The organism is Paenarthrobacter sp. NPDC089988 (genome assembly GCF_044748465.1).
Taxonomy (GTDB): domain Bacteria; phylum Actinomycetota; class Actinomycetes; order Actinomycetales; family Micrococcaceae; genus Arthrobacter.
In genome coordinates this window covers 1-24456 of sequence record NZ_JBIVGD010000003.1, presented here as the reverse complement: position 1 = coordinate 24456, position 24456 = coordinate 1, and the positions used below count along the sequence as shown (strand labels likewise).

The following is a 24456-nucleotide window of genomic DNA, read 5'->3' as shown; positions in this document are numbered from 1 at the left end:
AAAGTTGTGTCCCAGTTTGGGACGCGGACCACCTGCCGGGACACGCAAAAACAGCAGCCGACGGCGGTACGTGCGTACCGCCGTCGGCTGCTGTTTGTTTTCGCTTGTCTTAGTCGAAGCGGTAAGGCTCCTGCGGTCCCACGGAGGGCAGCGGCCGGGGCCGCTCGCAGGTGCTTTCGATCGCGATGTGCTTGCCCTGCTCCGAGGAGGCCTCGAAGGCGAGGAGGACTTCCAGCACGTGGTAGGCGAAGTCGCCGCCGGTCCGGGGTTCCAGGCCGTTGCGGATGGCGTAGCCGAACTCGGCCAGGCCGATGCCGCGGTAGGCGTCGTCGCGGTGGGTGATGGGCGTTTCGCGCCAGTCCCCGCCGCCGGGAGGCGTCATGTCCAGCGCGAGGTCACCGGGCTCACCGCGCCGCAGCACGGGAGCGCCGGAGAAGTGGTCCGGGTTCGGTGCTGCCAACGATCCACCCGTGCCGTAGATCTCCAGATGCGGCAGGTTGTGGTTCCAGATATCCCAGCTGACGATCACGGTGGCAGAAGCGCCGGACTCGAAGTCGAGGGTGCCCGTGACATGCGTGGGGGTCTGGATCTGGATGACTTCGCCGTCCTTGCCGGGGCGGGGACGGGTCTCGGACGAACGCGGCGTGGTTGCGGAGACGCGGGAAACGGGGCCGAAGAAGTTCACCAGGTTGGTGATGAGGTACGGTCCGATGTCCAGCATGGGGCCTGCGCCGGGGCTGTAGAACGGGTCCACGTTCGGGTGCCAGTGCTCGTAGCCCCTGCACGCGAAGGAAGCGAAAGCTGCAACGGGCTCACCGATCCAGCCGTCGTCGATGAGCTTGCGGCTGGTCTGCATGCCGGAACCCAGGAAGGTGGTGGGCGCGGAGCCAACCTTGACGCCGGCTTCCCGCGCCGCGTCCAGGATCTGCTTCGCTTCCTCAAGGGACGTGGCGAAGGGCTTCTCCGAAAGGACGTGCTTGCCGGCCGCGATCGCCTGCAGCGTGACCGGCGCGTGGAGCTTGGGCGGTGTGAGGTTCAGGACCAGCTCCACGTCCTCGTCCGCCAACAACTCGTCCGGGGTGAGTGCTTTGGGAACGTCGTACTCGGCGGCGCGCTTCCGCACGGCCTCGGGGTTCACATCCGCGAGCGCCACGATGTCGACGTCGGGGTGGACGCCGATCTTGTCCAGGTATTGGTTGAGGACGTTTCCGACGCCGATAATGCCGACTCGAATGGGTTCCATGTGAATCTCCGTTTAATGATTGTTGGAACATCCCGGGGCGAGGACTATACCCCGCCCCGGGATGGGTTGCGATAGCTGCGGTTTAGCCGGCCAGGCGTTCCTCGCGGGTCTTCGCCGTGGCTGCCTCGTCGATGGCACCGTCGGTGATGACCACGCCGTAGTGTGCGGCCGCGGCTTTGAGGGTCACGCGGGACTCGCGGTAGTCGTCGAGTACAGCCAGGACGTCGCGTTCCAGCGGGTCGCCGTAGCCGCCACCGCCGGGGGTGATGGAGACAACCTTCTCGCCCGACTGCAAGTCGTAACGGCCCACCACGGGAATTTCGCGGCGTTCGCCGGTCTTGAGGTCTTCCACCCAGGCGGACGGTTCCGCACCGTCGTGGCCGCCGCGGACACCCTTCGGCGAGTTGATCTTGCCTTCGATGCCGTAGGTAAGGGTGACGCTCTCGCCGCGGGGCTCCATGGTGACGCGTGTTGCGAGTCCGCCGCGCTGGCGGCCGGCTCCGCCGGAGTCGGCAACCAAGGTGCGCTCGTGGACCAGGATCGGGTAGCGCTGCTCGTCCACTTCCACGCTGTCGTGGTACAGCAGGGCGCCGCACACGGGACGTTGGTAGGTGGGCCAGCCGTCAACGTACGGTGTTGCCGGACCGCCGACGCCACCTATCAGGATCTGGTTGACGTAGGGGTTGCCGTTGCGTTCGTCCGTCCCGGAGATGACCGACTTGGCAGGTGCCTGGCCGGCTGCGCCCTCGGCCGTTCCGTAGCCGTCGTCGATCTGGGAGAAAGCGGCCTGCACGATGTTGACCACGCGGTCAGCAAGGTTGGTGGTGCCGGACGAGCAAGAGTACGGGTGCTTGGGAACACCGACGGCGCAGCCGTCCCGCAGCAGCACCTCGACGCGGCGGAAGGTTCCGGCGTTGCTCGGCAGGTTCTCCGGGATACCGGAGAGGATGCCGGCCAATGCTGCGCCGGTAGCCGTTGCCTTGGTGAGGTTCAGGCCGTTGGGCAGGTTGTCCGGGTTGTCGCGCAGATCGATCACCACCTTGCCCTGCTTGGGCTTCACCTCGAGGGTTGCCTGCAGCTGCACGCCCTCCGGGCCGGTTCCGGGGAACGGATCGTGGGCGGAGGTGCCGTGGAGGACGTACTCCGGCAGCTTCTCGATCGCGCTGGCGGTGAGGCGCTCGGAGTAGTCGAACCAGGCGTCCACGAAGTCCACCAGGTCATCCACGCCGAACTTCTCGGCGAGTTCGTGGATGCGGCGCTCGGCGATGCGCGAGGCGCCGACGGAGGCCAGGTAGTCGCCGTACCACTGGTCCGGAACACGGATACGGGACCGGCACATGCGGATAATGTCGTCGATGTCCGTGTAGTCGCGCTGGATCCGCACGCAGGGGAAGATCAATGCGCCTTCCTCGTACACGTCCCGCGCGGTGGCGAAGAACGTGGTGGGAAGCGAGTTGCCGCAGTCGGCCTGGTGGGCCTTGGTCACGGCGGTGAAGAGGTGGCGGCCCTGGATGAAGATGGGCACCAGGATCACGTGGTCCGCTGCGTGTGAATTACCCATGTAAGGGTCGTTGTGCAGGAACGCGTCGCCTTCGCGGATGTCCTTGTGGAGTTCCACCATGTCCTCGCCCAGCGGGCCGGCACCGAAGACGTGCACCGGAACACCTTCAGCCGCGGCAAGCAACTGGTTGTCCGCGGTCAGCACGGCGCAGGAGAAGTCGCGGGCCGTGTTGATCACGGAAGAGCGGGCGGAGCGGAGCAGGCCGCTGGTCATCTCGCGGACAATGCCGTCGAATGCGTTGGCGAGGACCGAGAGCTTTACGGGATCGAATTCGCGGGTCACGGTTACGCCTCCTTACGGGTGAGGTAGATGTTGGATCGTTCATCGAGCGTCGCGTCCCATTCCGGCGGTACGACGATGGTGGTGGTGGGCTGGTCGATGACGGCCGGGCCCACGATCTTGTCGCGCGGAGCGAGCGTCACGCCGCGGTAGCGCTGGGTGCTGAAGGGTTCGCCGCCAAAGACGATGCTGTCCGTGCGGTGGATTTCCGCGGTGCGGCTGAGTTCGCTTTCGGACTTGGTGTGCTCCGGACGCGGGATTTCCACGCGGACGCCCCAGGTGATGATCTCCACGCGGCTGTCCGGATCGTGGGTGCCGTTGCGGCGGTCGTGCTCTTCGTGGAAGGCGCGTTCGATGATGCCTGCCGCATCACCGGAGGTGTCCGGGGCGGCGTCGAGGTAGACGCGGAGGTCCCAGGCCTGGCCGGGGTACCGGGCATCCACGAAGGAGGTGACCTTGGGCGCTTCGCCTACGCCGTCGAAGCGCTTCACGAAGAGCTCAGCCTTGGCTGTCAGGTCCTCCACAGCGCGGGAGGCCGAACCGGCGTCGAAACTGCGGGTGTCGTTGTGCAGCGGGGAGAGGAACTCGGTTGCGATCGGGGCGCGGTGGGCGCCGTAGGCGGCCAGGACGCCGGCGGTCGCCGGGATCAGGACGGTGTCGGCTTCCAAGAGCTTGCCAATGATCGCTGCGACCATAGCGCCTGCGCCACCGCCGGCAACAATGAGCGCACCCCGCGGGTCAACGCCCTGTTCCAGGGCAGACTGGCGGATGGCGGTGGCCATGTGGTTGGCGGAGACATCCAGGATGGCCTGGGCAGCCTGCAGGGTGTCCATCTTCAACGGCCCGGCAATGCGGGTGTCAATGGCCTTGATGGCGGCCTCGCGGTTCAAGGTAAACCCGCCTTCGAAGCCCTCCGTGTCGAGGTAGCCAAGCGCCACGCAGGCGTCGGTGACGGTTGGTTCTTCGCCGCCGCGGCCGTACGCTGCCGGACCGGGAGTGCTGCGCGCACTCTGCGGGCCCACGCGAAGGAGGCCACCGCCGTCGATCCATGCGATGCTGCCGCCACCGGCGCCGATGCTGGAAACCGCAACGGAAGACAAGCCGGTGAGGTGACCGACGAACGGCTCCCCCAGCCAGGCTTCGCGGGTGTGGCGGACCACGCCGTTCTCCACCAGGGACACGTCGAAGGTGGTGCCGCCCATGTCGCAGACAACCACGGTCTCGTGGTCCGGAGCCGCAGCCGCACCCACCAGCGGTGCCATGGACGGGCCGGAGTTCAGCAGCAGGACGGGACGGTCAAGGACATCGGCGACGTCGAGCACGGCACCTTCGGAGGTGACCACCAGAAGGTCGCCGGCGAAGCCGTACTCCTGGAGGTCCGAGCGGAGCTTGCCCAGGTGGTCGGCCATGAGCGGCTTCAGGGAAGCGTCGATCGAGGCTGCCGAGGAGCGTCGGTATTCGCGGATGGTGGGGTTGGCCGCGTTGGAGAGCGTGTACGGAACGCCGGGGAGGATTTCCTTGATCAGCTCGGCAACCCGCTTCTCGTGGGCGTCGTTGATGATGGACCACAGGAAGGACACGGCAACGGCTTCGATGCCCTGTTCCTTGAAGGAACCGAGGACTTCGCGGACCTGCTCTTCGTCCAGTTCCACCAGGATGTCGCCCTCGGCCGAGATGCGCTCGGTGATTTCGAAGGTCAGCTGGCGGGGAATGTACGGCGGCGGGTAGGCAGCCTTGGAATCGAAGGCGTCGCGGCGGCCACCTTCGCGGAGCAGCAGGGTGTCGGCAAAACCGTCCGTGGTCAGCAGCGCTGTTTTAGCGACCTTGCCGGTGAGCACTGCGTTGGTGGCGTGGGTGGTGCCGTAGACAATGACGTCAGCGTTGCGCAGGACGTCGTCGCCGCTCCAGCCAACGGACTCGGCCGCGCGGCGAACCGAGGCTTCGAAGCCGGTGAACACGCGGTCGTAGGTGGTCAGCGCCTTGCCGACTGCCATGTCACCGCTGTTGGAACCGACCACGACGTCGGTAAAGGTACCGCCGGTGTCGACGGCGATGCGGTACCGGGCCTCGCCTGGTTGTGTTTGTACATCACTCATGGTCTTCATTACTTTCGTAGAGCTTGCAGGGGGTTAGAGCTGGGGCTTGCCCACGGTGTTGCGGAGCAGGCCTACCTTGTCGATTTCGATTTCCACGGTGTCTCCCGGTTCCAGCCAGACAGGCGGGTTCCGCTTGGCACCGATGCCCTGCGGGGTTCCTGTGGCAATGACGTCGCCGGGTTCCAGGGTGAGGAAGCTTGAGAGGTAGGAGACGATCCGCGCGATCGGGAAGATCTGGTAGCTGGTGTTGGAGCGCTGCACTTCGATGCCGTTCACGCGGGTTGCGAGGTCCAGGTTCTGGGGATCGCCCACTTCGTCCAGGGTGACCAGGGCAGGGCCCCACGGGGTTGACCCGTCCACGGCCTTGCCTGCCAACCACTGGGTACCGCGGTACTGCAGGTCGCGGGCGGTGACATCGTTCAGCGGGGCAAGTGCCGCCACATAGGTCAGTGCTTCTTCTTCCGTGACTTCACTGGCCTTGCGCCCGATGACTACTGCCAGTTCGCCCTCGAAGTCGAGGTTTTCGCTGACCTTCGCACCGCCGATTTCGTCCTCGGGCCCAACCATGGTGGAGGCGAACTTGGCGAAGACGTCAGGGTATTCCGGGAACGCGCGGCCGGTCTCGGCAACATGGTCCTTGTAGTTCAGGCCAATGCAGAGCACCTTGGAGGGGTTGGGCACCGGAGTGGTCAGGCGGACATCGGCCCGGGCACCAACGTGCGCTTCCGGATCCTGGCCGGCCAGGGAGCTGACCTCGGCGGAAATGCCCTCCAGCCTGTCGCCGTAGAGTTCCAGGAATTCCCGGACGGACGTGGTGGCTCCGTGCACTGCCACTTTTGAGCTTTGAAGGAGCAGTTCCAGGTCATAGACGGTGTCCTCGATCAGGACGCCGCCGCGGATCCCGGATTCGTGTTCGTAGGAAACGATCTTCATGGTTACTTGTCACCTTCCGTAGTGGGAGCCTCCGAGGCGACTGCCAGGACAGCGTCGGCCAGGCGGTCGGTAATGTCGGCCACCACCTTTTCGTCCATGGGCGTGGACAGGGAGAGCAGGTTGGCCGGGGAGCCGAGCAGTCCGCGCTCGTAGGAGGCCCACCACAGCTTGTGCTGGGTGTGCTCGTCCACTTTCTCCGCACCGGCAGGAACCGCACGGAGGAGCGAGCCGTGGCCCCGGATCTCCCAGCCGGCGTCGGCAATCCTTGCGTTGACCGTTTCGCGGGCGGTGTCGCCCAACTGGTTCAAGCGCGTGACCTCTGCTTCGGTGTAGAGACGCAGGGCCACGGAACCGGCGGCCATGCTCACCGGGTTGCCGGAGAACGTGCCGCCATGCGGCAGGCTTCCCGGGCGGGTGGGGTCCACTTCGGCCATGAGCTCGGCCTTGCCGCAGACCGCCCCGACGGGGAAGCCACCGCCGATGAGCTTGCCCGTGGTCAGCAGGTCCGGGGAAACCCCGTACTCACCGCTGAAGCCGCTGTAGCCAAGACGGAGGCTGATGACCTCGTCGATGATCAGCACAATGCCGTATCGCGTTGCCAGCTCGCGGGCGGTCCGGACGAATTCCTCGTTGATGGTGAGCAGGCCGGCACGGTTGGGCAGCAGGTCCAGGATGATGGCGGCGTACGCGTCCGGAGCCGCTTCGACCGCCTGGCGCAGGAATTCGACGTCGTTCAGCGGCACCGCTGTGACGTCGTCGATCACGCCGCGGGTGACGCCGCGCTGGTAGGACGGTCCGCCCGGGACCAGGGCAACCTCGGACGTTCCGTGGTAACCGCCCTTGGTGACAATGACGCGCTCCCGCCCCGTCGACGCACGGGCGATGCGGATCGCGGACATGACGGCCTCAGTGCCGGAGTTCGCGAAGCGGACCTGGTCCAACTCCGGGAGGCGGCCCAGCAGGAGTTCGGCCAATTCCCATTCGTAAAGATTCGGGATGCCCCAGCTCGCCCCGGTGGTGAGCGCCTTGGTGGCCGCTTCGGTGATTTCCGGGTGGGCGTTTCCGTGGATCAGGGAGGTGAAGTTGTTGTTCGCGTCGATCAGTTCACGGCCGCGGTCATCCCACACCCGGTAGCCCTCGCCCTTGATGGCGTAGGGGCTCGGAGCTCCGGTGTAGTACGTCGACCGGCCGTAGCCGCCCGGCAGCAGCGGGAAACCACGTGGTCCACGGCGCAGGTGCGGATCTTCCACGGGGTTCTGCAAAGCAGCGAGGTCTTCAAGATGATTGGTGGTTGCCAAGTCGGGTTTCTCCAGTCTCTTCAATTCACAAGTCGTTTCAGTTCACGAGGTCGATGAGTGGCTGGCCGGTCAGCGCGAGGCGGACCCGCTCCACAGCGCCGTCCTGCAGGGCGCCCGTCGACCGGTTGGAACGCCAGGCAATGTGCGGGGTGAGGATGGCGTTCGGCGCCGTGCGCAGGGGGTGGTCAGCGGCGAGAGGTTCCTGTGCGAAGGTGTCGATGCCGGCGCCTGCGATGTGACCTGAGGTCAGGGCCTCGGCGAGCGCGGCCTCGTCGATGAGCCCGCCGCGGGATACGTTGACGATCACGGTGCCCTTGCGCATCCTGGCGAGGACATCGGTGGAGATGAGGTTCGCCGTCTCGTCGTTCAGCGGCAGGTGGAGGGAAACGACGTCGGAATTCTCCAGGATGTCTTCCAGCCCGGCCATCTCCACGAAGCTGTCCGTCACGAAGGGATCGTAGGCGCGGACCCGGGCGCCGACGGCCGAGTACATGCGGGCTACGTGCTGGCCGATGCGTCCCATGCCCAGGACGCCGACTTCCAATTCGGAGAGGACTGGGGTGTCGTAGCCGATGGTTCCGGCCCAGCCGAGGTTGTTGATCGCTGCGTTGCCGGCGGGCAGGCGGCGGGCCAGCGCCAGGCCCATCGCGAAGGCGTGGGAGGCGACTTCCTCCGATGCCGTGCCGGGAACGATCGAGACCGGGATGCCCGCGTCGGTGGCCGCGGCGACGTCGATGTTGTCGTAGCCGATTCCGTACCGGATGACTGCACGGCACTTGGCCATCAGCGGGAAGTCCGCGGCAGTGAGCTTGGCGTAGGGGGTGATCATCACAATGTCGGCTTCGGCCAGCCCGTCGCGGAAGGCGTCAGTGTCCGCCGCGGGGTTGAGTGTGTAACCGAACTCCTCCGCGAGCGCGTGCTCACGGTCCAGGTCCGGGAAATGGTGAGGGGCCACAAGAATGGTTCCCTGGGCATCGCGGGTCATAGTCAGTCGTCCTGTTCGTGTTGGTACCCTCGGTCCTGCCGGACACTCCTTGGGACGGGTGCCGGTATCGGGTGATTTCCAGTACAACGCGATATCGGGGCGGCCATCCGTGCCAGATCGAGACACCTCGGTGGGACACTGTCCCACCGCCTGGGTGTCGGGGCCCCGGACGCGCGAAGCGGCCACCCGCCGTCGGGCCTTCCGACGCCGGAGGGCAGCCTGGCAGCGCAAGCGGCCACCCGCCGTCGGGCCTTTTCGATGGGCAGCGCGCAGCAGCCGCCCCCCTTGGGAGGTCGGCTGCTGCTGCGTGGAATCAGAGGTCGAAGCCGCGGCTGCGGAAGTAGTCCATACGCCGGTACAGGGTGGAGCGCCCGATCTGCAGGGTTTCGGCCGCAAGGCTGCGGTTGCCGCCCGCTTCCTGGAGCGCCGTACGCAGTTCGCTGAGTTCCGCGTCCTCCAGGCGGGACAGCCTGCCCTTGGTCAGGACGCGGTGGAAACCCTGCGGCAGGTCGTCCAGGGTGACCTCCGCACCTTCTGCACGTTCGACGGCGTTGGAGACCACCGCGCGCAACTGGTCGATGTTTCGGGGCCAGTCGGCGTGGGTCAGGGTGGTGATGAGCCGCCGGGACAGCTTCCGCTCCCCCAACTCTTCCGCGATGGCGTTGGCCAGTTGGGGGATATCCTCGCGCCTGTTGCGCAAGGGCGCCACGGAAACTTCAAGGACATCGAAGGCCTCCGAAAGCAGGAGGGTGGCATCCGTGGGGCGCGTGATGGTGAAGATCAGCCTGGTGGCGGCGTTGCCCCGAAGGTTGCGGGCGATCTCACTGGCTTCATTCTGGGAGAGCTCATCGGCGTGCTCCACGATCAATGTTGGGGGAAGCTCGATGGCCACCCTGTGCAGGACGTCCCGGAGCGAGGCGTTCCTGAGGTCTCCGTTGCGGGCGTCCACCACCATCTGCCCACCCCGCAGGGCGGCGATGGCACCGGCCAACCGCAGCTTTCCGCTGCCGACTTCACCGATCATCACCACGGACCTGTCCTGGTCAACGGCTTTCCTGGCCAGGTTGAGGGTGCGCTTGAACTCCGTACTGGTGCCGTCAACATGCTTGAGCAGCCGTTCTGCCGTCCCTTGCGGAGCCGAGGCCAACTGGAGCGGCGCGCTTGTGGGGGTGACGGCCCGGTCCTTGGCCGGCGCATGGGGCCGGACCACGACGATCGCCCCGACGTTTGCCGCGGACAGCGTCACAGGGGAAATTTCCAACGTGGACAAGCCTGGCCCTTGGAGCATGACTTCGCAGTTCATCTCTCGACCGGAGGACATTACTGCCTTGGCGTAGCCGGAGACGATCGAGAAATCGCTGTCCACCAGCGTGGCTGTCGCCGAGGCGTTCTGGAGCGAGTTCTTGCCGTCGACGGCGATCACGGCCCGGTTGCCCCGGCGGCGCGAAATCCTGAGGTACTCGCTGAGGAGTGCCCGCTCCTTGGATGACGTACGGACCTCGATGTCCCGCTCGATCCGCGAAGCAACGCCTTCCAGCATGAGCAGGGTGGACGAAGGTTCCAGCGTGCTGACCCGGTTGGCCGGAAGAGTCAGCCCGATGACGGCACGTACCCGGTTATGGAACGGATCCCGCACCAAGGAAGCGAAGCACCAGTTGCCGCGCATGTCTTCACGGAAGTGTTCCTCGGGGGCCAGCCACACTCCCCGCCCCTCTTCCAGGGCGAGGCCTTCGCCGTTGCTCCCACAGCTTTCCTCCAGCAAGGAGTACCCAGCGGGGAACCCGTCATCCCGCAGGAAGTTGGCCTTGACCAACACTCCGTTCGGGGCGGTGATGTTAACGTAGCCACCCAGGTCTGCGGCTACTTCGTCCAGCTTCTGCAGGTGTGGGCCTGCTGCCGCGATGGTGTAGTCGTCTACCCGTCCTTCGTCGTAGAACCCCCTGTCGGCGAAGGCATCCACACCGGCCGCGCGGCTCCTGTACCAGGAACGGGCCACCATGGGACGGATGCCGCTGAGGTCGGCATGGGGTTGCATCAGGAAGAGCTCGCGGACGCGGTTGGTTTCGCGCGGGGTCTCATTCGGCCACGGAGACAGTACTTCTGCTGACATTGGAGTTCTCTCTGGGTTGGCGGTTCAGGATGCCAAGGCCGGGCCAGGTCCGCCCGAGGTGGTCTTTCTGTGGCGCAGCCGCCGGGAGGGCTTGGGATGGAACGCGTGCTGCGCTTGCCAGGCCTCATCCTGCGCGGCGTTGTCTTCCAGCGCCCTCGCGCCGATGTAGGCGGCCACCATGCCGGAAAGGCCGCTTCCCATGATGGTGTTGCTGTTCCGAGTGGCCCCCAGGCTCGTTTTTTCGGTGACCATTGCTTTTCTCTTCCCGCTCAAACGCTTTGAGATGCACCGGCAGCGGTACTGCCTGATGCCATTTCCAGAGTACCTAACTAACAGACGTTAGGGAAGAGTTTTCGTGCTTCCAAGCGGACAAAAGCTAACGACTGTTACGATGGCCCATTATGAGCGACAGGTCCTACGAATCCGCCTCCCGCGCCTTCGAATCGCAACTTAAGGAATGGAACTGGACGGGCCAAAGGGCGGGCCGGCAGAACATCCTGGAAGCCTTCCTGGAACTCGCAATAGCCAACGGCTTCAACTCCGTTTCCATGCGGACCATCGCCAACGCCGTCAACATCAAGCCGCCCAGCCTCTACTCGCACTTCCCGGACGGCCGGGACGAAATTGTTGCCGAATCCCTGCGCTGGCACTTCCACCGCTTTGGTGTCGCCCTGCTCGAGGCCGTTGCTCCGGCGGGAAATGCGGAAGAGTTCTGGGATGCCATGGTGAAACTCCACTTCACCCGGCAGGTAAGGCTCCCGGAGAGCAATCTCTGGGATCTCCTGGTCGCCACGGACAGGATGGCCGGAGTCCTACCCAAGGACCTCCGGGCCCAGGTTGATGACTGGGTCACCCTGCACGAGGAGATGTACATTGCTGCGGCGCGGGACATGGGCTGCCCCGACGCCGAGGAACACGTCCGGGTGGTCATGACCCTGCTGGAGGGCGCCACACGGTGGGCTCCAGCCGATTGCGACGATGCCGAACTGGAGGTGGTGGCGGACCGCGCCGTCACGCTTTCGCGGGCCATCCTGGCGGTGGATTTCCAGCGCGCAAGTAAGTAGGCGTCGGCGGGCAACCGTATGCATCGGCGGGCCACGGTAGGCGTCGGCGGGCCACCGCCGCGGGGCCTAGCTTTCTTTTTCCCGCGCCTTCCGGGTGGCCCGTTCGTTGGCCTTCTGCAGTGCCTGAACCAGTTGCTCTTTGTCCATGGTGGAGCGGCCTTTGATGTCCAGTTCCTTGGCCCGCTGGTACAGGTGCGCTTTGCTTGCATTCGCATCCACCCCACCGGCTGTGGGCGCCTGGGTGTCAGGCCCGCCCTCCGCCCGGGCGTCCGAGGGGCCTCGCTCCTCTTTCGGTTCCCAGTGGTCCCCCACCTTTTCATAGCTGTGCTTCAACGACGAGAAGGCCGTCTGCGCCGCCCGGCGTTCGTCGCCGTCGTAAGTTTCCATCGCAGCGTCGTACGTCTTCGCGAAGGTGTCTTGGGCTTTCTGGTCCGAGCGACGGATCGTTGATGGCAACTCACCCTTGAGCGCGTGCCCGGCCTTACCGGTCTTTGGCATCGGACTCCCCTCCTTGTTTCGGGTATGTGCGCCAGTCTAGGCGCGCCCTCCGAAACGCACGAGCCTCCGGTTCTTCAGTCGGAAGAACCACGACGGCGGCAGGCGCGTTCGCGCGACGCCGTCAGGTGAGCGCGGCCTTGATTTTCACAGCTACTCGACGGTGACCATGACAGAAGGCCAGCCGGAGGCTCCGTCGGGTACGGGATCGGCGCGTTCGTCGGTCTGCACCTCGCCGGTGCCGTCCGTCGCGCGGGCCTTGACGTAATGGATGCCCGGTGTGGCGTCCCACTCGTAGGACCACTGCCGCCAGGTGATGGTGGACGCTTCGGCGGACAGCGTCGCTTCCACCCAGTCGCCGTCGTCGATCTGTACTTCGACCTTGGTGATGCCCCGGGTCTGGGCCCAAGCGGAACCGCCAACAGCAACCTTTCCTGCCGGTAGTTTCGCGAAGGATGCCGGGACATCCACCCGTGCCATGGTCTTGATGGGTCCACGCTCGGACCATCCCCGCTCGGTCCAGTACGCTTTGCTGTCCGCGAAGCGGGTTACCTCCAGGTCAACCACCCACTTGGTTGCTGAGACAAAGCCGTACAGTCCGGGAACCACCATGCGTACGGGATAGCCGTGCTCCACCGGCAGGGGTTCACCATTCATGCCGATGGCCAGCATGGCATCCCGGTCATCTTCCTGGAGGACGTCCAAGGGAGTGGAGGCACTGAAGCCGTCGATCGAGCGGGAGAGGACCATGTCTGCGCCATCCTTCGGTCGCGCTTTGGCCAGGACGTCGCGCAGGGGCATGCCCAGCCATTTCGCGTTGCCTACCAGCTTTCCGCCCACCGGGTTGGAGACACAGGTGAGGGTGACATGGGATTCGATCAGATCGGCGTCGAGCAGATCCTGGAAAGTCAGCGTGATTTCTTCTTCGACCATTCCATGGACCCGTAGTGCCCAGTCTTCGATGTTGACCTCGGGAACACTCAACGCCGTGTCGATCCGGTAGAAATCCTTGTTTGGCGTCAGCCACGGATAGACGCCCTTCACCGGGGACTGCACGTCCGCGGGTACCGTGGCCGCAGCCCTGCGAGGGGCCGGAAGCTTGAGTGCGTCCCGGGCCTGGGCGATGTTGTTCCGGGCTGCGCTCAGCAACCGGCCACCGGTGGCGGCGATACCAGCCGTAACAGCGGCTACCCCGGCAGCGGCGAAGAAACGACGGCGGCTGGTGACGGCCGAACGATCCGTCCCGTCGGTGTCGGCCGCCATGTCCGCAGGGACCTCCGGCCAGGCCTTCAACCGCCACAACGGCCGGAGAAGCAGGCGCAGCGCCACCAGCCCGGCCGCGGTTCCCGCCACCGACGGGATGGCGTCCACGGGTTGCACGCCGGCCCGGGTCAGGACACAGGCAACAATCACCGCACCCATGAACAGCACACCCAGGACGCCGAGGGCCCACTTCCGGTAAGCGACAACGCCGAGGACGCAGGCAAGGACCGCGATGGTCAGGCCCATGCCGACAAAGAGGGCAGCCTTGTCATTGGTGCCGAACGTCGCGATGGCGAAGTCCTTCAACCACGACGGCGTGAAATCAATGAACGTAGACCCGAGCGCAAAGAAGGGCGTTGCCCTGGCGGTGAAGAACGCGCCCACCAACTCTGCGACGGCGAGTACGACGGCGGCCGAGACCACCCCTGCCAGCGCTGCCATACCCCTGGCGCCCCTGATCCTGCGGCTGTGCTTCGTCATGCAGGGTATTCGGAGCCACTCGGTGGGGGGATCGGTCAGACTTGGTTCAAGCCCTCATCAATGCGCTGCCTTCTTCTTTCCGAACGGCAGCACGCGCGACACTGCCTGAACTACAACCATGACGCCCGAACCCCAAATGATGCCGAGCACAGCCGAGCACAGCGTATTGACCAACCACGCCAGCGCGCCGCCCACTGCCGGGATTCCGGCCAGGGGCGATTCCAGCGCATGGACCAAGTCATAAGGCAGGTGCCAGCCGAGGTCGTGGGCGGCCTGCAGCAGGATATGGCCACCCACCCAGAGCATCGCGATCGTGCCGACGACAGTGATCACGGCGAGCACTTTCGGCATGGCGGCGACCAGCAGTCGTCCAGTCCTCTGCGTTGCCGGAGAGTTTTTGGTGGTCAAATGCAGCCCAATATCGTCCATCTTGACGATCAGTGCCACAGCCCCGTACACGGCCGCGGTGATAATGATGGCGACGACCACCAGGATGAACGCCCGGACCCACAAGGACTCGCTGGCAACTTCATTCAACGCGATGACCATGATCTCGCAGGAGAGGATGAAGTCGGTGGTGATTGCGCCTCGCGTGACCTTGGCTTCCGCTTCGGGTCCTCGGTCCACGGCCGGGCCATGACCCTCCTCGGAGTGTCCCCGGAGCTTGTGCCAGACCTTCTCGGCTCCCTCATAACAAAGGTAGGTGCCACCCAACAGGAGGATTACCGGAATGATCCCTGGGACGAAAGCGCTCACCAACAGCAGCGCTGGCAGGATGACCAGCAGTTTGTTCCTCAGCGACCCCCAAAAGATCCGCCGGATCATCGGCAGTTCCCGGGACGGGTCCACTCCGGACACATACTGCGGGGTCACCGCGGCGTCATCGATCACGACGCCGGCAGCCTTGGCACCCGCTTTCGCGGCACCGGCCGCCACATCATCGACAGACGCGGCCGCCAGTCGAGCCAGGGCAGCGACATCATCCAACAACGCAACGAGGCCTCCGCTCACAGTTCACCTCCATCCCGCACGGGTGTGTGCAGGTGGGCGTGATTGTCCGGGGCGGGGAGCACGATTGGCATGCTGAAAGTCTACGGTCTCCTGGCCGGAGGGGGCAGATGCGGTTCGCCGAGATGACGAAGCCTCGGTGCATGGTGGAGTCCCGGGCTACACTGACGTCTTCTAGTTTCGTCGGCGGTAGTGTCCGCGGATGCGTTTGCCGTCGCGTGTGTGTTCGGGGACCCATACGTCTCCGTGGGATTGGAGAGGGGGCGGGGTGGCCGTTCCGCCCATGTCCACCACTGTCGGTGAGGGTGTCAGGGAGGCGGCCCGTTTGGTGTTTTCCCCTTCGAAGGCTTTGGCCATGGAGTGGAGTGAGTCAGGTTCGGCTCCGAGGCTGAGGGCGTCGTCGCGCCAGTGGGATACGGCAGCGGCAACGTGTTGAAGCCGTGTCATGGCCGCGTCTCTGGTCAGCCGGAAAGCGTCGGCGAAGTCCAGCAGGTCCCGTACGTCCCTGTCGAAGAGCCCGCCGTGCGGTGTGAGCGGCGTTTCTGATGTCCCTGTTGGCATCGGGTTCACGTCGAAGGACGGCGACAGGCGCCAGCCGTGACGGGTGCGGAGGAGCCCGTGGTTTCTCATGTGGTCGTCGGTGTTGTTGACCATGGCGATGAAAGCGGCACGGATGAACATTTCGTTGGCGTCCTGTACAGGTGCTGCGGAGATGTGGGCGACTTCGGAGGCGATTTTCACATAGTCGGGGTGTGCATAGGTGTCCAGCTGCAATGCGGTGCGCACGCTCATGTACGGCACACGCCGGTCACCGTCACGGTCGAACCGGCGTGTGAGAAAGATATGGGAAAACTCCCCCAGTGTCATCAGTCTGGACTCGGCGACCCTGATGCCCGCACGCTGCTGCAGGCGGATTGCGACCATTTCCCATAACTGCAGGTTACGGATATCCGATGTCTTGGGGAATTTCGCCAGCAGCATGGAACCGTCTTCAGCGCGAACCCAGGCTTTGGGTTGGGCCCCGCCCGGGGAGGAGCCGGCGCCCATCAGCAGGGAGTTTTCCTCAGTGACTTCACCGGTCTCAGCGAAGAGCCTGGCTTCTTCGGCGAGGACGCCGAGGTCGCGGACACTCGCGCCTCGTCCCCAGGAGGAGAGAAACATCCCGTTCTCCCTGAAGCGGAGGGCGCCTTGCCTGGTCTCATCGTTGACCAGCAACAGGTAGCCGGCTTCCCCCGTGGGCGGTATACGGCTGGCACCTTGGGCGCGGGCTGTTTGGCGCAGTTCTTCGAAGAGCAGCTTCTTGCCCCAGTCATCCGGTGCGGCGTCCTGAAAGGCCCCGAACAGGTCACGGCCCTGCGTGGGGTTCTGTGGCCCACTCCGCAACGGAAGCTCCGGGGAGAGCTCAAATGCCTCTGGATCAGACATCCAACTGTCGGCGTAGGTGAAGGAGACATGTTCACGGGACGAAAGGCCGTCCGTTTCAATGTCCATCACCCCGGCAAAGGTCTCATCGACGAGTACCTCCACACGCCGGATGTTCCGGGCCGCCATCAACGCTTCCTCGGGGCGCGCTGTCGGCCGAGCAGATGCGCCCGCGCCCTGCCAAGATCAGTATTCAAGGGATCGACAGCGCCAATGAGGTCTTCGGCGACGCCGAGCACCGACGCCACCGTCATAAGGTGCTCGACCTTGCCGCCCTCACCGGCCTCCAGGCGCATCAGCGTCGATCGGGAGACATCGGCCCGTTCGGCCACAAGCTCCTGCGACAAGCCGAGAATAATCCGCCGGCTTCGCAGGTTCTCCCCCAACCGCCGCATCGCCTCACTACTCTCACTCACCTAGCTAGTTTCCGACATTAACGCCTCTAATGCAATAAACTAGCTACATTAAAAGGTCCCAGACGCGAGTGTATGCGGTATCCGCAGGACTGCTATGAAGGCCTGTACCTCGACGGCCTCAAAAGTGAGGAAAGAGTCGGCAATTAGAGCTTCTGCCAACGGCTTTCGTGTAAGGCGCTTTCTTCCACGGCGGCCAGGACCTGCTGCACCTGCAGCGCATCGGCGAACGACGGCGCGGGCTGCTGCCCGTGGGCGATGGCGGTCACGAGGTCCACGGCTTGGTGCGTGAAACCGTGCTCGTAGCCGAGGCCATGTCCGGTGGGCCACCAGTTTCCGACGTATGGATGGGCCGGCTCCGTGACCATAATCCGGCGGAACCCGGCGTCGGACCCGTGGGAGGCGTCATAGACGGACAGCACGTTCATGTCTTCGAAATCGAACGCCAGGGAACCCAGCGTGCCGTTCACCTCAAGGCGCATGGCGTTCTTCCGCCCCAAGGCGAACCGGGTTGCCTCGAAGACACCCAGTGCGCCATCGTCAAAGCGGGCAGTGAAGATGGCTGCGTCGTCCACCGTGACCGGACCGCGCGGGCCTTCGGTTCCACCGTGACCGCCGAGGCCCACGAACTCCCCGCCGATTGGACGCTCTTTCACGAACGTCTCCATTACGGCTGATACTCCGTTGATCCGCGACCCCGTGATCCACTGGGCGGCATCGATGATGTGGGCACCGATATCACCGAGGGAACCGGAACCCGACTTCGATTTGTCCAAGCGCCACGTGAGCGGCGCGTCCGGATCGGAGAGCCAGTCCTGGAGGTATTGGGCACGGACATGCCGGAGTTCGCCCAAACGTCCCTCCTCCACCATGCGCTTGGCCAGGGCAAGAGCCGGGGTCCGCCGGTACGTGAAGCCGCACATCGAGTAAACGCCTCGTTCGGCTGCGGCGGAGGCCACCGCCGTCATCTGTTCAGCTTCCGCCACGGTGTTGGCCAGCGGCTTCTCGCACAGTACGTGCTTCCCGGATTCCAGCGCAGCGATGGCGATTTCCGCGTGGGTGTTGCCGGGGGAACAGATATCGATCAGGTCGATGTCGTCCCGCTCCAGCAACGTTCGCCAGTCGGTCTCCACGGAATCCCAGCCGAACTTCGCCGCTGCGGCCTGCACACCCGACGGATTCCGGCCGGCCAAGGCGGTCAGTTCGGGAACCAGCGGAAGGTCGAAGAATCGTGGTGCGGTCCGCCAAGCGTGGGAGTGGGCTGCTCCCATGAAGGAATAGCCCACCATTCCTACCCGGAGGCGCCCGGTCACAGCGTGACGCTTTCGCCGGACAGCGAACTCCGGACAGAGGTCCACGATTTCAGGACGTGCAGCACCGCGGGGTCCCGTTCGGTGAGGAGTGCTTGCTGGTAGGAGTCCTCCAGCAAAGCATCGATGGACACGCGGGCACCGGAGGTGGCGCTGAGCATGGCGGCTTCCACCATCGCCAGGCTCATGATGTTCTGGTGAACCCGGCCCATGGGCGTATTTCCCGTGCGGAGCGCGGACACAAAATCGCGGAGCGAACCGGCAATTTCCTGGCCCGGATCGCTGACGGAACCTTCAGGAACCGGAACGGAGGACACGGGTTCGTTGTCCCCATCCCACAGCACCGTGCCGTTCTCGCCGCTGATCCGCCAGGCAGCGTTCCAGGAGGTCTCCATTCCCGGGCTGCACCAGCTTCCGGTGAACACGAAGCGCTCACCGCCGGTCATCTCGAACACCGCTGAAGCACCCGCATCGCCGCGGTACCAACTCCATGCAGGGTTGTACCCCTCGCAGAACACTGAAACGGGATCGGCGTCGAGCAGGAATCTGGCCATGTCGAATTGGTGGATGGCCATGTCCAGCAGGAGGGGGTGGTCCATCGCGTCCCGGAAGCCTCCGAAACGGGGTGCTTTGAAGAACTCGGCCGAAAGGATGCCAATGGACCCCAGGGCTGTAGAGAGACGCTTGGCTTCGAACAAATGACGGTTGTAGCGGCGGGACTGGCTCACCATGAACAACTGTCCGTGCAGTTCGGCCGCAGCAGCCAGGGACAGGCCCTGTGCCACCGACGAAGCTACCGGCTTTTCGCCGAGGACCGGAAGTCCGGCAGCCAGCGCTTCGGTGGTGACGGGATGGTGGGCGGCAGGGACGGTGACATTGATGACTGCCTGGGCTCCGACGTCGGACGCCAACGCTGCTGTCCCGGCACCCACCGGGAGGTCCGGACGGCCCAAGGCAGCCGCGGCCCCGGCAGCCGCAGCCAGGTCAAGGTCCACGATGCCCGCGAGCTCCACCAAGGGAGACTCTTCCACGGTCCGCAGCCATGCCCGGCCCATTCCTCCGGCGCCCACAACCAGGACGCGAAGGGGAGTGCCGTCGTCGGGAATGGTGGCGAAGGGGGTGCTCACGCGTTGGCTCCCTGGTAGCTCTTGCCGTTGAAGAAATCGTCCGTCTCGTAGCGGAGGAGCTCCGGGACCGCGCGTTCCGGGCGGTCGGTGACGGCCCATTCCACGGCGTTGGCAATAACGCGGCGGACGTCCTTGTGGTGGTACACGGGGTAGTCCTGGTCGCCGGGGCTGAAGAAGAAGATCTTGCCGTGCCCGCGACGGAAAGTGCAACCGGAACGGAAGACTTCGCCGCCGCTGAACGAGCTGATGAACACGAGTTCTTCCGGGGTGGGGATGTCGAAGAACTCCCCGTACATTTCCTGCTGCGGGATCACGATCGGGTGCGGGATGCCCTTGGCGATCGGGTGGGTGGGGTCAACGGTCCACACGAGTTCGCGGTCCTGTTCCGAGCGCCAGCGCAGGGTGCAGGTGGTGCCCATGAGCTTGGTGAAGATTTTGGACCAGTGGCCCGAGTGCAGCACGATCAACCCCATGCCGGAGAGCACGTGCCGGTGGACGCGTTCCACGATCTCGTCGTCAACATCTGCGTGGGACATGTGCCCCCACCAGGTGAGGACGTCGGTGTTGGCGAGGACTTCCTCGGTGAGGCCGTGTTCGAGTTCGTCCAGGGTTGCGGTCCGGACCTCGACGGCGGAGCCCAGGTTCTCCTCGATACCGGACTTCACGGCGCCGTGCATTCCCTCGGGGTAGAGGCGGGCGACCAGTTCGTCGCGTTTCTCGTGCCGGTTTTCACTCCACACGGTGACGCGGATGGGCTTGGCTTCAGTCATGGTTGTTCTCCTTGAATTCAGGGTCGCGGTCTACTTGACCGCGCCGCCGGTGGTTCCGGCAGCGATGTATTTCTGGGCCGCGACCAAAAGGACGATGGCCGGGATGGAGGCGAGTACCGCCGTCGCCATAACCGAACTCCAGTCGTTCACATAGGCGCCGATGTACTGGAAGATGCCCAGCGTCACGGGCCGTACGGCTTCGGTGGTGGTCAGGGTGAGGGCGAACAGGAAGTCGCTCCAGGCAAACAGGAACGTGAACAGGCCGGCGGTGATGAGGGAATTCCGGCTCAGTGGGATCACGATTGACCAGAACGCCCGGATGTGCCCGGCCCCGTCAACCCGCGCCGCCTCGATCACGGAAGCCGGCATGCCGTTCATGAAGGCCCGGATGATGAGGATCGCGAACGGAATCCCGTGGGCCGAGTCTGCCAGGATCAGGCCTGGGATGGAGTTGAGCAGGCCAAGATCGTTGTAGGCCGTGTACAGCGCGTTGGCTACGACGATTCCGGGGATCATCTGGCTGATCAGGATCGCGAACAGCACCACCCCAGCGCCACGGACCTTGAAATACGCCAGGGCGTAGGCCGCCGGTGCCGCGATGGCAAGGCTGAGGGCCACACTGCCGAGTGAGATGATGAGGCTGGTGCCCAGGTTTCCGGCTTGCTCGCTGATGGCAGTGGCGTAGCCGGTGAAGTCGGGCTTGAGCGGAATCCACGAGGTTTCCAAGGTGGTGCCGTTGGGTTGCAGCGATGCGTTGAGCATCCAGTACACCGGGAACAGCATGATGCCCAGGAAGACGATAGCCAGTGCCGTGTAGCCCCAGTTCCTTCGGGTGGGCGTCTGTGCGCGGTTGCGCGTCAGTTGTAGTGTCATGGCTTCCTCACTCGTCCACTGCGCGTCGGCTGGCCCGCAGGTAGAGCACTGCGAAGACCAGGGAAATGATCACCAGGACGTTGCCCAGGGCCGCGCCTTCACCGAACTTGAATTCGTGGAAGGAGAGATCGTAGGACTGGGTGGCGATGGTCTGGGTGGAGTTCGCGGGGCCGCCGTTGGTCAGGCCCAGGATGATGTCCAGTACCTTGAGGGTGTACACGACGCCGAGTACCAGCACCACGCTGACCACCGGCCGCAGCATGGGCCAGGTGATGTGCCGGAAGGCCTTCCACCCAGTGGCCCCATCGAGGGAACCGGCCTCGTAGAGCTCGTCCGGGATTTCTTGCAGTCCGCCGTAGAGGATGGTCAGGTTGAACGGAATGCCGATCCAGATGTTCACACCGATCACCGCAATGAGTGCCAGTGACGTACTGGTCAGCCAGGGAACGCCGGTATCGATAATTCCCAGGTCTCCCAGGAAGCGGTTCAGCGCGCCACTGTCCTTGTCCAGGATCCAGCGCCACACGGCGCTGGAGACGATCAGGGGCAGGAGCCATGGCAACAGCAGCAGGGACCGAAGGATGCCGTTGAGGGGAAACTTGCGCTGGAAGAAGATCGCCAGCGCCAGTCCGATCACGAACTGTCCAAGGATGGATCCCAGCGTGAACAGTGCCGTGTTCAGCAGCGAGGTGGAAAACAACGACGACGACAGGACGGTTGCGTAGTTGGCCAACCCCACCCACGGGGCTTCGCCCGTAAAGAACGTTGCGGTGGTGTAATCCTGGAAGCTCATGATGACGTTCTTGACCACGGGGTAGCCGAAGAACAGCGCCATGTACACCACGGCGGGAACCAGGAACAGCCACTGGAAGATGCGTTCGCGGCGTTGCCGGGTCCCGCGCCGAGGGGTGGGCAGGACGCCTTCTTGAACCGGTGGGCTGCCGTGGCGGCGGGAGGACCTGCCAGTTGCCCGCCCCGCCGGGCTTTGAGATAGATCGGTGGTCAGTGACATGGCTGGCTGCCTACTGGCCCTGTGCTTGCTTGAGGGCGTCCGCGGGAGAGGCCTTGCCGGTGAGGGCATTCTGAATGGCGGTGTAGATCTTGGTTGCCTGGGCGGGCCAGCCTTCACCGAGTTGGCCGGTACGTGCGCGGGCGGTCTTGATCAGTTCGGTGAACGTGGCGAGTTTGGGGTTCTCGCCGGCAAACTTCTCAGCCAGTGTGGTCTTGGAGGGAATGGTGTTCCGGACCTTGGCCATGGCCAGCTGGTTCTCGTCGCTGTTCAGGCAAGCAACAACTTCGGCGGCCTTAGCCTGGCGGGCCTTGTTTCCCGTTTGCGGCACCGTCCATACTTCTCCACCCAGCGGGGCCACTGCGGTCTGGCCGGCTTCGCGGACGGGTATCTTCACCACGCCGTACTTCAAGGAGGTTTGCTTGTCCAAGGCGGGGATCTGCCATGGGCCGTTGACCATCATGGCCGCCTTGCCTGCCAGGAACTGGTCCTTCACGTCGGCCTGGGTCCAGTTCAGGGCAGAGGAGGACACGGAGCCGTCCGTGACCAAATCGGTCCAGAGTTGGAGGGCCTGCTCCGTTTCCTTGGTATCGATGTTCTTCTCGTCGCCACCGTTGGACCACATGACAGGGAGGAACTGCCACGTGCCTTCATAAGTGGGATTGGCGTTGAACGCCAGGCCGTACTGATCGCCGGCAGTCAGCTTGGTGGCCGCGGCCTTCAGTTCCTCCCACGTGGTGGGCGGCGTAACCCCGGCCTTGTCCAGGATGTCCTTGTTGTAGAACAGTGCAATGGTGTTCACGGTGGGAGCCAGTCCGTACACCTTGTCCTTGTAGGTCCCTGCGCTCAGTACGCCTTCGGCAAAGTTGTCGGTGCTGATCTTGAAGTCGGCCAATGGTGCGAGCGCCCCGGTGGCCGCGATCTGCTGCAGGTCCGGGTTGTCCAGCATGAGGACGTCCGGCAGCGTCTTGGAGGACGACTGCTGGAGAACCTTGGAGATCAATGACTTGCCCGGAACGGTTTCACGCTTGATCGTGACACCTGCTTTGGTACCGCACGCTGTGAGGGCATCGCCGATGAACGACTTGTCCGGCTCGTTGTTGTAGTAGTCCATGACGGAGATTTCCGAGACGGCCTCAGATGATGAGGACGCCGGTGATGTCCCACAACCGGCGACGGCCAGTGGAACGCCCACCAGGGTGGCAAGGGCCAGTGCGACTGGACGGAGTGTCCTTGGTGCTGACTTCATTGTCTGTTTCCTTTTGTTTGGGAATCGATCATCGATGCGTATCGATGATGCATATCGATAAAGGGCGGAATGCTGGAGGCTGATCGAGGGGAGTTAGCTTCCGTGGGGTGGACGGAGCGTGCTGGCACGGTGCGTAATGACCGTGGGTACCAATTCCAGAGATTCGGTTGGTCCCTGGGAATCGGATTCGAGGAGATCGCAAATAATCTTCACCGCGCGGCGGGAGACTTCTGCCGGGCGGAGATCGATGGTGGACAGGGGAATGGGCTGCAGTTCGGCCAGTGTGGGCGAAGCGCTGCCGATCACGGAAACATCAGCGCCCGGAGTCAATCCACGGCTGGCCAGGACTCTCCGCAGGACGTCCTGGACCGTGCCGTCGGGAGCGATGAACGCCGGCACTCCTGTGGTGGCGGCCAAGGCCTTATCCACGGAATCGGCGATCACCTCCCGGTCGGTTCCGCCTGGGAAGTGGAGCACATCCACTCCCAGGTTTCGAGCGGCCTTGTCCGTGCCGGACATGAACCGCTCAACGTAGTTCACGTGGCGATCAACAACCTCCGGCTGCCAGTCGAGCACCGAGATCACCGAGTGGCCGGCGGCTGCGAGGTCCTGCACGCATTGGTCGCCGGCCATCTCGAAATCGGCGTCGATGCAGACCAGGCCCGATGGGTCGTGCGGGATGCCGATCAACACTACGGGTACGTTGAGGCTTCGGACCACGGGGATCCGCTCGTCGTCGCCCTCGACCTGCATAAGGATCAGGCCGTCGCAGATCTGCTGGCCCACTACGCGCTGCAGACCGGGAGCTCCTTCGTCCTCCGTGACCAGGAGGATGTCGTGATCGTAGAGGCGGGCCGTGTTGGCGATCACCGAGACGAACTCCATGATCGATGCCATGTGCAGTTCCGGAATGAACGGGATCACCAGGCCTATGACGCGGGTCTTGCGGCTGGCCAGCGCCCGTGCACCCGCATTGGGCTGATAGGTGAGCTGCTGGATGGCATCCTCCACCTTTTTCCGGGTCTTCTCGGAGATGGGCCGCTTACCGCTCAGGACGTAGGAAACCGTGCTTTGGGCAACGCCGGCAGCCTGGGCTACGTCTTTGCTGGTGGGCATGCCCGATCTCCTTTTGCTCGCTGCTGAACAGTGGTAAAAGTACCGTCGATGCGTATCGTCGATACGCATCGAGAAAGAGTATGACATGGATCACTCGGTGTGGGCAAGGGGTATTTTCCGGCGGCGATGGCGCCGGGATGCGTGCTTTCGACAAAGCTGCGTTGATCGCGGGAAACGTCGGAATAGTCAATGGGCGGGAGTTCTCGCAGCTACTTCCATTCCCGTTGTTTAGACACCGATAATGGACCTTATGTCAGGTAGAACAGTGATTATTGCATCTGATGCATGATCGCCCCTCCTCTGCCCGCCACTCGCCTCTAGGCAGTCCGGAATCATCAGAAAGCGCTTCTGA

21 protein-coding genes are annotated in these 24456 nt (G+C 64.3%); 1 reads left to right on the top strand and 20 read right to left on the bottom strand.

The annotated features are described in order from the left end of the window. Positions 1-109 precede the first annotated feature (109 nt). From ACIPV6_RS05435 to ACIPV6_RS05400, 8 genes are all read right to left on the bottom strand, one after another. Complete coding sequence (locus ACIPV6_RS05435) at positions 110-1243, bottom strand: Gfo/Idh/MocA family protein (RefSeq protein WP_400269891.1); 1134 nt, start codon at positions 1241-1243, stop codon at positions 110-112. 82 nt (positions 1244-1325) lie between these two features. Continuing rightward, positions 1326-3086, bottom strand: a complete 1761-nt coding sequence (locus tag ACIPV6_RS05430) for a hydantoinase B/oxoprolinase family protein (protein WP_400269890.1) — start codon at positions 3084-3086, stop codon at positions 1326-1328. Positions 3087-3088: 2 nt separating this feature from the next. Further along, positions 3089-5179 (bottom strand): hydantoinase/oxoprolinase family protein, encoded by a 2091-nt coding sequence (locus ACIPV6_RS05425; protein WP_400269889.1) that lies wholly within the window; start codon positions 5177-5179, stop codon positions 3089-3091. A gap of 33 nt (positions 5180-5212) precedes the next feature. Further along, positions 5213-6112 (bottom strand): fumarylacetoacetate hydrolase family protein, encoded by a 900-nt coding sequence (locus ACIPV6_RS05420; RefSeq protein ID WP_400269888.1) that lies wholly within the window; start codon positions 6110-6112, stop codon positions 5213-5215. A 2-nt stretch (positions 6113-6114) separates the two neighbouring features. After that, positions 6115-7410 carry an aspartate aminotransferase family protein gene (locus tag ACIPV6_RS05415; RefSeq protein ID WP_400269887.1) on the bottom strand — a complete coding sequence of 432 codons (1296 nt, stop codon included), beginning with the start codon at positions 7408-7410 and terminating at the stop codon, positions 6115-6117. Positions 7411-7447: 37 nt separating this feature from the next. Beyond that, positions 7448-8395 (bottom strand): C-terminal binding protein, encoded by a 948-nt coding sequence (locus ACIPV6_RS05410; RefSeq protein WP_400269886.1) that lies wholly within the window; start codon positions 8393-8395, stop codon positions 7448-7450. 313 nt (positions 8396-8708) lie between these two features. Then, the gene (locus ACIPV6_RS05405; RefSeq protein ID WP_400269885.1) at positions 8709-10505 is read right to left on the bottom strand and encodes a sigma-54-dependent Fis family transcriptional regulator; all 1797 of its coding nucleotides are present in this window, start codon (positions 10503-10505) and stop codon (positions 8709-8711) included. A 24-nt stretch (positions 10506-10529) separates the two neighbouring features. Next, a complete protein-coding gene (locus tag ACIPV6_RS05400; RefSeq protein ID WP_400269884.1) occupies positions 10530-10757 on the bottom strand; it encodes a hypothetical protein in 228 nt (75 codons plus the stop codon). Between the two features lie 149 nt (positions 10758-10906). Between ACIPV6_RS05400 and ACIPV6_RS05395 the strand changes: the two genes are divergently transcribed. Then, positions 10907-11569 (top strand): TetR/AcrR family transcriptional regulator, encoded by a 663-nt coding sequence (locus ACIPV6_RS05395; protein ID WP_400269883.1) that lies wholly within the window; start codon positions 10907-10909, stop codon positions 11567-11569. A gap of 66 nt (positions 11570-11635) precedes the next feature. On the opposite strand, the gene ACIPV6_RS05390 is transcribed toward ACIPV6_RS05395, so the two are convergent. From ACIPV6_RS05390 to ACIPV6_RS05335, 12 genes are all read right to left on the bottom strand, one after another. Next, positions 11636-12067 (bottom strand): ChaB family protein, encoded by a 432-nt coding sequence (locus ACIPV6_RS05390; RefSeq protein ID WP_400269882.1) that lies wholly within the window; start codon positions 12065-12067, stop codon positions 11636-11638. A gap of 150 nt (positions 12068-12217) precedes the next feature. After that, on the bottom strand, positions 12218-13807 hold the full coding sequence (locus ACIPV6_RS05385) for a molybdopterin-dependent oxidoreductase (RefSeq protein ID WP_400269881.1): 1590 nt from the start codon (positions 13805-13807) through the stop codon (positions 12218-12220). Positions 13808-13864: 57 nt separating this feature from the next. Next, positions 13865-14818 (bottom strand): DUF808 domain-containing protein, encoded by a 954-nt coding sequence (locus ACIPV6_RS05380; protein WP_400269880.1) that lies wholly within the window; start codon positions 14816-14818, stop codon positions 13865-13867. A 171-nt stretch (positions 14819-14989) separates the two neighbouring features. Beyond that, a complete protein-coding gene (locus ACIPV6_RS05375; RefSeq protein ID WP_400269879.1) occupies positions 14990-16366 on the bottom strand; it encodes a type II toxin-antitoxin system HipA family toxin in 1377 nt (458 codons plus the stop codon). After that, positions 16366-16653: a helix-turn-helix domain-containing protein gene (locus ACIPV6_RS05370; RefSeq protein WP_400269878.1), complete on the bottom strand. Its 288-nt coding sequence runs from the start codon at positions 16651-16653 to the stop codon at positions 16366-16368. The genes ACIPV6_RS05375 and ACIPV6_RS05370 overlap by 1 nt, the downstream gene beginning before the upstream one ends. Before the next feature lie 143 nt (positions 16654-16796). Continuing rightward, positions 16797-17939, bottom strand: coding sequence for a Gfo/Idh/MocA family protein (locus tag ACIPV6_RS05365; RefSeq protein WP_400270154.1), 1143 nt, complete (start codon positions 17937-17939; stop codon positions 16797-16799). Between the two features lie 20 nt (positions 17940-17959). Beyond that, on the bottom strand, positions 17960-19087 hold the full coding sequence (locus ACIPV6_RS05360) for a Gfo/Idh/MocA family protein (RefSeq protein WP_400269877.1): 1128 nt from the start codon (positions 19085-19087) through the stop codon (positions 17960-17962). Next, the gene (locus ACIPV6_RS05355) at positions 19084-19857 is read right to left on the bottom strand and encodes a ThuA domain-containing protein (protein WP_400269876.1); all 774 of its coding nucleotides are present in this window, start codon (positions 19855-19857) and stop codon (positions 19084-19086) included. The genes ACIPV6_RS05360 and ACIPV6_RS05355 overlap by 4 nt, the downstream gene beginning before the upstream one ends. Before the next feature lie 30 nt (positions 19858-19887). Further along, positions 19888-20730: a carbohydrate ABC transporter permease gene (locus ACIPV6_RS05350; RefSeq protein WP_400269875.1), complete on the bottom strand. Its 843-nt coding sequence runs from the start codon at positions 20728-20730 to the stop codon at positions 19888-19890. 7 nt (positions 20731-20737) lie between these two features. Beyond that, a complete protein-coding gene (locus ACIPV6_RS05345) occupies positions 20738-21742 on the bottom strand; it encodes a carbohydrate ABC transporter permease (protein ID WP_400269874.1) in 1005 nt (334 codons plus the stop codon). Positions 21743-21752: 10 nt separating this feature from the next. After that, complete coding sequence (locus tag ACIPV6_RS05340; protein ID WP_400269873.1) at positions 21753-22988, bottom strand: extracellular solute-binding protein; 1236 nt, start codon at positions 22986-22988, stop codon at positions 21753-21755. Between the two features lie 93 nt (positions 22989-23081). Beyond that, positions 23082-24104 carry a LacI family DNA-binding transcriptional regulator gene (locus tag ACIPV6_RS05335; protein WP_400269872.1) on the bottom strand — a complete coding sequence of 341 codons (1023 nt, stop codon included), beginning with the start codon at positions 24102-24104 and terminating at the stop codon, positions 23082-23084. Positions 24105-24456: the final 352 nt, after the last annotated feature.